General features: G+C 37.4%; 6 protein-coding genes. 3 read left to right on the top strand and 3 right to left on the bottom strand.

The window, feature by feature from the left end; translation table 11 throughout:
• Nucleotides 1–305: 305 nt before the first annotated feature.
• A complete protein-coding gene (locus tag FEM33_RS20545) occupies nucleotides 306–1265 on the bottom strand; it encodes a replication initiation protein (RefSeq protein ID WP_139013872.1) in 960 nt (319 codons plus the stop codon).
• 527 nt (nucleotides 1266–1792) lie between these two features.
• Between FEM33_RS20545 and FEM33_RS20540 the strand changes: the two genes are divergently transcribed.
• The 3 genes from FEM33_RS20540 (at nucleotide 1793) to FEM33_RS20530 (ending at nucleotide 3636) form a co-directional block, all read left to right on the top strand.
• The gene (locus tag FEM33_RS20540) at nucleotides 1793–2149 is read left to right on the top strand and encodes a hypothetical protein (protein ID WP_139013871.1); all 357 of its coding nucleotides are present in this window, start codon (nucleotides 1793–1795) and stop codon (nucleotides 2147–2149) included.
• Between the two features lie 246 nt (nucleotides 2150–2395).
• Nucleotides 2396–3187: a plasmid recombination protein gene (locus FEM33_RS20535; RefSeq protein WP_139013870.1), complete on the top strand. Its 792-nt coding sequence runs from the start codon at nucleotides 2396–2398 to the stop codon at nucleotides 3185–3187.
• Nucleotides 3188–3189: 2 nt separating this feature from the next.
• Nucleotides 3190–3636, top strand: a complete 447-nt coding sequence (locus FEM33_RS20530; protein WP_139013869.1) for a hypothetical protein — start codon at nucleotides 3190–3192, stop codon at nucleotides 3634–3636.
• A gap of 61 nt (nucleotides 3637–3697) precedes the next feature.
• Here the strand turns inward: FEM33_RS20530 and FEM33_RS20525 are convergent, their stop codons facing one another.
• Nucleotides 3698–5455 (bottom strand): hypothetical protein, encoded by a 1758-nt coding sequence (locus tag FEM33_RS20525; RefSeq protein ID WP_139013868.1) that lies wholly within the window; start codon nucleotides 5453–5455, stop codon nucleotides 3698–3700.
• On the bottom strand, nucleotides 5452–6129 hold the full coding sequence (locus FEM33_RS20520; RefSeq protein ID WP_139013867.1) for a type II restriction-modification system restriction endonuclease: 678 nt from the start codon (nucleotides 6127–6129) through the stop codon (nucleotides 5452–5454). Before FEM33_RS20520 ends, FEM33_RS20525 begins: the two co-directional genes overlap by 4 nt.
• Nucleotides 6130–6218 lie beyond the last annotated feature (89 nt).

Raw genomic sequence — 6218 nt, 5'->3', positions numbered from 1 at the left:
AGAGTTTTGAAATCTAAAACGGGCTTTTCTTTTGCCATTAATTATATGGGAGTGTTTTTATAAATATGACTTTTGCACAAGATCGTAAATTTATTTACGAGAAAGCGTAAAACCAGAAAATGCAATTCCTTACCTCTCTATTATGACCCAGGTTTACAGCACAAAACCCAGAACCTGGTCCTAAAGTTTTTATAACCCTTTTTATGTTAAACAACGAAACACAGAACAAGGGGGCAAAGGCCGATCTGTGAAAGTTCTTGGTTTTGTACAAGGACAGCTCACTTCTCCCATTTGTTCCTTTTTTGCTATTTGACCAATTTTTTCAAAACGCCGATTACATATCCTTGTGGGTTGTTAGCCTCCATTGCTTTGGCTTTAATCAGGCTCAGTTCATACAATAAATCCACTTTTGATTGAGCTACAATAAATAGTTCAAGGTTGTTTTTGATCTGCGTTTCAGTAAAGAAAAAGTTCTCTGTCAGATAGTTGATAACCATTTTTTCTAAATCCCAACGCAGTGAAGTTTGCTTTTTAAGGTCATTTCTCTCCAAGTTTGGATCCCTGTTTTCCGACTTGAAAACGGGATAAAATTTTATAGAAACGATTTTACGGCCATTCTTTAAAGCCTTGTATTCAAACGAATAGGGACTTTTTTTATCAAGTTCATTCTTTGCTGTATCAATCACCTTGCGAATGAAGTCGGCCGTTAACTTGTATTTAAGCTCAACCTTAAACATCATTTTTAGGTGGTCAATGGTATAGATCAAGGGAGATTTTTGGCCACTCAGTAGTTCATAAAAACGCATTGAGTATACAGAATCGAAAGACATAGCAGTTTTCAATTCGTACTTCCGGAAGCCCTTGGAAAAATTTAAAATGGCTTCATATATTTCAGGGTGTATTTGAAACTGTACATACCCTTTTTTTACATACTTTGGAATCTCAATAAGACCTATCAACTTCCACATGTGATCATCTTCAAATTCTAATGTCTTGTTTCTCAGGCTAGTCAACGCTTTTTTTACTTCTAAGTAATTTTGATCATTCACATCTTTCAAAAATGCGGACAATGGCATTGTTACACCTGTCATGTCACCAAATAGGTTTGGCTGAATACTGTAGTATTTATCCAACTTTTGGCCTTCCATGCTAAACTGTACCATTTCAACCAATCGATACAAAATACGCTTTTCATAAACGGAAAAGTCATATTTTGCAGTTGATAGAACATAACTTTGAATAACATCTTTGTTCCTGATAACCATATACTTAAACCTTATACTATGACCTTTTTAGTGCTATTCCCCAAATGTAAACAACAACTATGACTTTTAAAAATTAAAGTCATAGTACACACTAATTAGGTCATAGTTGGAGGGGGTATCTAACACTAATTAGGTCATAGTACACACTAATTAGGTCATAGTTGGGCAAAAAAAATGTGCTGTAAGTACTTGATTATTAGACTATTGAGTGATAAAAAAAAAGAGTTGATAAGCATATAATAAGCTTTGATTAAACAACATAAAATAAAGGCTCTGAGAAAGGGATTTAAACACAAAACGCCCATGTTTCTGGTGAACGTTACCCGATGGAAAACGGGAAAACAAAACAAAAAAATAAAAGAAGGGAAAAATTGCCGTTGTGAACTAATTTATTAGTTAATTTTTATTTGTATTTCATAAGTAGGTATAAATCAGCGACTTTCAACTTTTTAAAATTAAGCAGTACATAACGATAATTATGTATATCATATATTTGGCGTGCAATACAAAATGCAAGGCATATACAAATGGACGAAAATAAAGAGCATACAGAATCTGAATTAAGTAGTGCAAAACCCGAAAGTAGAGCCGGGAGGCCTAGAAAATCTAGGGATGTGCCACAATGGACTATTAGAGGGGTTGAGCCAGAGACCAGGACAGCTATTGAGAAAGCTAGCACCAGGTCTGGTAAAACAATGGGACAGTACTTTAATGAGGATATACGATCTTTTGTACAGGAGCAACTAAAAAAGGGCAATAATCCGCCTATGCTGCAAGAGGATATAAGGTCTGAGCTTGATAATTTAAATAGCAAATTTGATCAGCTTCTAGAAAGGCTACCGTCTGATAAAAAGCAGGGGATATTCAGCCGTTTTTTCAAATAGGCCGCTTTTAACCCATGCACATCTTCGGCTTACGTCACTGCGTGCACGTTTAAAAATCTTCGAAAGGAAGGCTAGGCAAACGTAAATTAATACCGCCGAAAGACACTTGCTCCGGGTCGTTTTTTTATTTTTTGCATTTGTATCTGGAAGTTTTTTACCTTTATTTTTAAATGGTTATAGCCCACTAGAACCCACTCCGCTACGCTCCGGAGTTCGGGGGTCTTGCAGACAGCTAAAAAACAACAAATGGGAAAGAGCAGCATACACATCATGCCGGTAAAATCCGGATCAGAAAGCCATAACCAACGGCTTCAAAACCTGAATTACGTCCGGGAAGACCTAAGCCATTTGAACAGCTCGTTTATCCTGGCGCCGATCGCTGAGACCAGGAAGGATATCGAGACCAGGTATCAGGAAAGCACCGGCCAGAAAATGCAGGCAAAGCAAACACCCATCCGGGAGGGTGTGCTGCTGATTGATGAAAAGCACAGCGTCGATGATTTAAAGCGAGTGGCCGTAAAGCTGGAAGAACGTTTTGGTATCCGGACGATACAGGCATACGCCCACAAGGACGAAGGCCACTGGAATAAGGAAACGGGCATCTGGAAGCCTAATCACCATGCACATATGGTTTTTGATTGGACAGATAAGGACACGGGGAAAAGCTTGAAGCTGAAAAGAGAAGACTTGGCGGAAGTTCAAACGCTTGTAGCTGAGACGTTAGGACTTGAAAGAGGTCACGCTTCAACTAAAAAACACATTGAATCCAGAGAATACAAAGTTTTAAAGGTTGAAGAAGAAATTAAAAAAGCCTTTAAGCTACAAAATGGGCTACCTGACGCATTTAAAGTGATTGAGACAGCCAAAGAGACGGAGAAAACAATAAAGCCACTTAAACACGAAAAAAATGCCCTGGAAATGGATAATGCCATGCTACGGGCTAACAAAAATTTTCTGACTGATAAAAATGAAAGCCTAAGGGAAGAAAACAAAAAACTGGAACTCGAAAAACAAAACAAAAACCAAATGAGGAGATAACCATGGAACTACTTAATGAACTATTAACCAAACAAATAGAATTTCAAAAAAGCTTAGAAGCAGTTAATCGGAAGCTCGACGAGCAAGCTCAAAAAAAGCCCGTTGTTCATCTGGATCACCAAGCAGTTGCCAGCCAGATCAGAGCCGGCTTGCCTTCTTCCGAGCAATTTGAAAAAGTAAACGAGCAGATCAGACGCACGATATCAAATATTCCAGACAGAATCCCCGTCCAGACATCCGAAGAGATCCTTGGTTTTACAAGCTTCAAAGCACTCTGGATTAACTGGGCTATTTTCTTTTCCCTTTTAGTTCTTGTTGCAGCAGGTATTACCTATTCAAAAAATCAAGAAATTGAAGGATTGAAGCAGTACCGAAGAAATTCGGAAGCATTTGTGAGTTGGATTCAGGAGAAATACCCTGAGGTTTGGAAGGTATGGAGAAAACAATAACTAAATACGAGTTCCACTGTGCCTAGTTTAACCTCTATTGGAATGATTGGCTATCTTTCACTTAGGAAAATGCAAATAATGGAGAATCTTGTAGGGTGTATTGGTAATTATCCCATCTTCCAGTATTTAACTCGAGTTTATGCTCTTTGGATATATTAAGAGCCTCACGTTCAACTTCTTCGAGTGGAATATTTTTTGCAATTTTTGAAAGGTCGAGCCTCATTAAACTATTTTTGGTGAATGCCCTTTTTGCGTCGAGAAAAGTAATAGAGTTTAGAAAAGCCTGTGTTTTCTTATGATTTAGCAGCACAAGTGTATACACAGCATATTCTAGAGTATCAAATCCAATGAAATAACACGTATCATCAAGCATTAACGGCTTACCATCTTTTGGCAATACTAGCGTAAATTCACTTTTCTTATAAAGGCCGGATATAGACACTTTATATGGTTTGAAAGAATAGTCCCCTATTCCAAAAATCGAATAATCCGGTTTACCAACGTATATTGATGATTTTCTCTTGTCAAAAAATGTCTTATTTGTACTTAGATACTGGTAAGTCTTAGGGTATTTAGAGGCAATGTATGACGTTTGTTCGCCGACCTTTGTTTGAGTAACAATGGTATATTTTCGGCAGTCATTGACGATTTTATTTTTCAAGTCGGAGCTTTTCAAAAAGCCATAGACAAGAGCTTCCTCTAATTCTAAGGATTCGTAATTTCCATTAATCAAAGCGCCGTTACTTTCTTCAAGTTCCATAATGGCTGAGCAGTCATGCTTAATACCTTGACGCCAAACTAGGCGAGACATGCCGTCAAAGTCCTCTGTTTCAATATATTTTGATATGTTAGCAACAAATTTGTCCTTATGCCAGCCAAATATATTTTTTGGAGTATCATCCGAGTAGAAGTTAAATTCATCACAAACATAAGATGGCGAAGTATTCAGCTCACACATAAAAACACATGATTCAACCGAGGCATTAAATTCTTTTTTCGTGTCGACAGAATGAGTTTGTATGTTGCTGATGGTATAATTTCTATTCCTCTGATCATGTATTATATTTTTAACAACAGAGTTTTTTATAAGGAAAACTAGGTTACCATTGTGGCTTTTGAAATTATCCATCATCATCATGGTAATATATTCCGCTATATCAAAATTTCCCTTTCCGGTAATCGCATCAAGCCCTTTATGGTTTTTGAAATTTGACTTTGCAGGCAGGTTTACGGAATCCAGCGCCCCTAACTGTGAGCTTGTCACCCAAGGGGGGTTACCCAATATTAACAGCTTTTCTGGCTTTATCTTTTCAGCAACGTTCTTGAAGTTGAAATCAAATACATTTTCATGATGAAGATATATTTTTGGCTTATTTAGGCTTGCGTCCGATATAAAAAGGTCGAGAATGTTGAACTTCGCTTGCCATACATAAGACTTATAAATCTCCACTCCATATACGGCACGTAGATTTTCAAATCTCTTGATCGCAGCAACGATAAAATTGCCCTCGCCGAAGGTAGGCTCAATCATTACTTCCGGATCAATGCCTTTAATTCGCAGCTTATCAACTATTTTATCTGCAAGGGGGCTATTTGTTTGATAGTCCCCATATTCTGCCTGATTACGGTTAGATGTTAACCCATTGCCATTAAGCGACTCTTTAAGCTCTTGCAGTTCGTTAATGCTAGAGAAGAATGCCTGTATCCCACATTCTTCGGCCATTATTGCATTGGCCGCATCAATCGAGTTAATATCTTTAATGTTTTCGTTTAAAAATTCAGACGTCCTGTCACTTATGGCTATCTCGAATAACTTCATATATTATTTACTTTGTCAATTATTTTTATGATCCCGTCCACTTCCTTGCTAAGGCCAACAATTCGGCTATACTGTAATCTCCACTGTAAGGCATTTGACATTGTTAAATAACCCAGCTCTGGTGGGCTTTTTAATATCTGTTCGGCAATTTTTTTAAGGGATATATCGTCTGCTGGAATATTCCTGTCACTTAGATATGCCATTATATCTTCAATGTTAGCGTCATCATTCAACATCTGTCTAAGGCGCATAGTAATTGTATAATCAGCTGTTCTTTCTTTTGTTATAAAGGCGCACGACTTAAAATCCAGCTTTGCAGCTTTTTGCTCATGATCATCTTCCTTATCATAAACAAAGAGCAACAAGTTATACCCCAAGCCATATATTTTTTGCTTAGCGTCCTTGAATGGCGAAGATGATTGAGGCTGTCTAATAGATGTTACTTTGATATCGGTTAATACGCTGGGTAAATCCAATCCTTTTGCGGCCGAACTGGCCCCTAGAGCATATTTCTCAGTTAAATGCACCTTAAACTTTGATTCTATGAGGGTTCCAATCGCTTTTCCATCAGTCGTTCCGTATATTTCTGGATGAAGCTTTGATTCATTAATGCTAAATTGCTTTGCTTCCTCTATAAGAGTTTTGAAATCTAAAACGGGCTTTTCTTTTGCCATTAATTATATGGGAGTGTTTTTATAAATATGACTTTTGCACAAGATCGTAAATTTATTTACGAGAAAGCGTAAAACCAGAAAATGCAATT

The organism is Dyadobacter flavalbus (assembly GCF_006149045.1).
GTDB lineage: Bacteria > Bacteroidota > Bacteroidia > Cytophagales > Spirosomataceae > Dyadobacter > Dyadobacter flavalbus.
The sequence above is the reverse complement of the archived record's forward strand: the minus strand, read 5'-3'. Positions and strand labels throughout refer to the sequence as shown.

Bases quoted from the DNA above. Each gene is read 5' to 3' on its own strand.
- FEM33_RS20545 (WP_139013872.1), bottom strand. From the start codon at position 1,265: ATGGTTATCAGGAACAAAGATGTTATTCAAAGTTATGTTCTATCAACT.
- FEM33_RS20540 (WP_139013871.1), top strand. From the start codon at position 1,793: ATGGACGAAAATAAAGAGCATACAGAATCTGAATTAAGTAGTGCAAAA.
- FEM33_RS20535 (WP_139013870.1), top strand. From the start codon at position 2,396: ATGGGAAAGAGCAGCATACACATCATGCCGGTAAAATCCGGATCAGAA.
- FEM33_RS20530 (WP_139013869.1), top strand. From the start codon at position 3,190: ATGGAACTACTTAATGAACTATTAACCAAACAAATAGAATTTCAAAAA.
- FEM33_RS20525 (WP_139013868.1), bottom strand. From the start codon at position 5,455: ATGAAGTTATTCGAGATAGCCATAAGTGACAGGACGTCTGAATTTTTA.
- FEM33_RS20520 (WP_139013867.1), bottom strand. From the start codon at position 6,129: ATGGCAAAAGAAAAGCCCGTTTTAGATTTCAAAACTCTTATAGAGGAA.